The 237-nt window shown below is 68.8% G+C and carries 1 protein-coding gene; it reads right to left on the bottom strand.

The genetic code is table 11. The features are described 5' to 3' along the window. Window positions 1–2: 2 nt before the first annotated feature. The coding region (locus ACQG3P_RS23390; RefSeq protein WP_426806379.1) for an EAL domain-containing protein at window positions 3–237 on the bottom strand (235 nt) is incomplete at its 5' end.

The raw sequence follows: 237 nt of genomic DNA on the forward strand, positions 1-237 counted from the left end.
TTTTACGCGGCGGCGGTTTCCAGCCGTTCTATCACTTCGGCCATCGGTGCCGGGCGGCCCAGCAGGAAGCCCTGCACCTGGTCGCAGCCGTGCGCGGCCAGCCATTCGTGCGGGCCCGGGGTTTCCACGCCTTCGGCGATCACCGTCAGGCCCATGCTGTGGCCCAGCGACAACAGCGCGCGGCTGATCGAGGCGTTGCGCGGGTTGGTTTCCACATCGGCCACGAAGCTGCGGTCG

The organism is Stenotrophomonas sp. SrG, assembly GCF_050031795.1.
Taxonomy (GTDB): Bacteria; Pseudomonadota; Gammaproteobacteria; order Xanthomonadales; family Xanthomonadaceae; genus Stenotrophomonas; species Stenotrophomonas rhizophila_A.